The sequence below is a fragment of the Dialister sp. genome (assembly GCF_051885895.1).
Classification (GTDB): Bacteria; Bacillota; Negativicutes; order Veillonellales; family Dialisteraceae; genus Dialister.
Genome location: NZ_JBJEXP010000092.1, coordinates 1 through 2424, shown reverse-complemented (window position 1 = coordinate 2424; position 2424 = coordinate 1). Strand labels below are relative to the sequence as shown.

Sequence of the window (2424 nt, the reverse complement as noted above, 5' to 3'; positions counted from 1 at the left end):
CGCCGGACTCCTGTCATCCTGAACGCAGTGAAGGATCTCGGTAAGAATCGTAAGTGAGGGGAAGCTGGTAAATGCCAGTCGGACGGGAAGAGGAACCTCCTTGTTCTCGAATGCAAGAGGGGTCAGCCGCCTTTCTGCACCCGGGTTCATGGCGTCATTGGGGCTCCACCCCTGGGCACCATAGGTTCTGCCCACAGAACGGGCTGGTTCAGAAGAAATTTATATAGACTGCCTCCAGCGGTAAAACCATGCAGCAACTTTCTGAACCTTTTTCCTGCAATATGCTATAATAAAAATCAAATTACAGGAATACAGGAGGCTGTCATGTCACAGAGTGCAATGCAGGAAATCACCTGTCCAAAGTGCGGGAAAAAACATCCCTTTACCGTATGGGACAGTATCAATACCCTTGAATATCCGGAAATGAAGGAAAAGGTCAGGAATGATGAGGCTTTCCGGTACCGCTGCCCCGACTGCGGTGCCACTGCCATACTGAATTACAATTTCCTTTATCACCAGCAGGAAGACAAGGTCCTGATTTTTGTAGACGCTGACGGCTCTTCCTATGAGGAAATGGAAAAGGTTATGACCACCAGGGGCAATGCTTTTGACGGATATCAGAAGCGTATTGTACTTTCCTATAATGATTTCAAGGAAAAACTGCTGATTCTGGATGCCGGTCTGGATGACCGCATTGTGGAAATCATTAAAAGCTCTATCTGGGACAATGTAGAAGCCAGGTACAAGGATAAACATATTGATGAAATCTACTTTGCCACGAATGAGGACGGAGAGCATGGATTCCTTTTCCGTAAGGAAGGGAAAATGATTGCGTCCATGGAATTTGATACATCCCTGTACAATGCCATCAGGGATGCCGCCCTTTTCCGCATCAATGCGGTTTCACAAAATGACCTTATCATCAACAGGGCCTGGGCAAAGGACATTACCGCCCGTCTGGGGTAATAAATAAATTTTAAAAGAGCAGGCAGAACCTGCTCTTTTTGTGTGTCATAGACGGCGGGGGCTTTATTCCCAAATGCAAGAGGGGTCAGGCACCTTTGACGCCCGGGTTCTATCGGTCATATGCCGGCGCACTGACTGATGGGCTCCGCCCGCAGGGCGCCACCACCACCCTCTGAACCCTTTAAACCTTATGAACCCTTTGAACCCTTTCCCATATCCGGCAGGGTGAAATAGATTTCAAAACGAACCGTGTCATTTTCCTGACTGAAACTCTTATATCCTTTATAGTAGTCGATGAAATGGCGGACGGAGATCATGCCGGTGCCGTGGCCCGGTTCACTGGTGGTAGGATAGCCTTCCTTGTCAAAATGCAGAGGAATGGAGCAGTAGTTTTCCACGGAGAGTACTACCTGCCTTCCTTTAGTTTGAAGGGTGAGGTGAAGGAATCGTTTATCTTTATCTTTATCTATATCTTCCTGTACCCGGATGGCATTTTCCAGCAGGTTGGCCAGAGCAAAGGAAAGGTATTCCTGTACTTCCGGTACATTATCTGGAAAGCTGATACGGCAGGAAACGGGAATGCCCGCAGATTTGGCCTTCATGATATATACGGAAATGACAGCATTCATGTAGGGATTGGTACAGAAGGGATGGATGGCCGTTTTTTCCAGATGTTCATTAAAGGTATGAAGGAAATGAAGGGCTTCGTCATATTTCTTTTCACTGATGAGGCCGTACACGATATTGATCTGGTGGCGCATATCATGGCGGAGAATAGAAAACCGGCGGGCGCTGGCCTGCACCAGGAGCATGTTGTTCTGGAAGAAGCGGATGGCCTTCTGCTGGATTTCATTGGTACTCTTAAGGAGGATTTCATTTTCAATATCTTCTGCCTGCAGTGACACATAGCGGTACAGGGCAATGAAACATAAAAGGGAGATCAGCCGGGAAATCAGTTTGTCCATGGTCCACAGATCCTGATCCATGCTGATAGGCATCTGGATAAGGACGATCAGCATGGGAAGCATGGCGATATAGTATCCGTAGGACTTATCGTTGATCAGCTGCCGGGAAGGGCACATATGCCGGAACATGCGGGCAGCAAGGGGAAAAGATACCAGAAAATAGATCAGATAGCATGTAAGCTCCAGGGAAAGGCGTTCATGGATTGGATTTTCCTTGAACAGATAAAGGATGGTAAATATGCTCAAGGTATGAAGAAAGAAAACCCACATGCCCTGCATGCCCAAAACAAAAATCTGCTGAGGTATGAGACGGGGCAGCCAGCAGAAGGACAGGAGCACATAGGGAATCCATCCCAGCGACAGGCTTCCTTTGTAGATAAAAACCGGGTGGGAAGATACAAAAAAGAGATAGGCATAAACAACCATATTCAGCATGGCCAGGCCGATAAAAGAAAGCGTTATTTTCCGGTAGCGGGAAGAGGGCAGGAAATCA

General features: G+C 47.6%; 3 protein-coding genes. 1 reads left to right on the top strand and 2 read right to left on the bottom strand.

Translation table 11 applies throughout. The features are described from left to right. The coding region (locus ACI4N7_RS07970) for a hypothetical protein (protein WP_439732826.1) at positions 1–195 on the bottom strand (195 nt) is incomplete at its 3' end. Between the two features lie 129 nt (positions 196–324). Here ACI4N7_RS07970 and ACI4N7_RS07965 point away from each other — a divergent pair. Then, the gene (locus ACI4N7_RS07965) at positions 325–966 is read left to right on the top strand and encodes a CpXC domain-containing protein (protein WP_439732825.1); all 642 of its coding nucleotides are present in this window, start codon (positions 325–327) and stop codon (positions 964–966) included. 188 nt (positions 967–1154) lie between these two features. Here the strand turns inward: ACI4N7_RS07965 and ACI4N7_RS07960 are convergent. Then, positions 1155–2424, bottom strand: a 1270-nt coding sequence (locus ACI4N7_RS07960; RefSeq protein WP_439732824.1) for a sensor histidine kinase, incomplete at its 5' end; no start/stop codon positions are given.

Excerpts from the sequence above, each read along its gene's own strand:
- ACI4N7_RS07965 (WP_439732825.1), top strand. The coding sequence starts at position 325 with ATGTCACAGAGTGCAATGCAGGAAATCACCTGTCCAAAGTGCGGGAAA.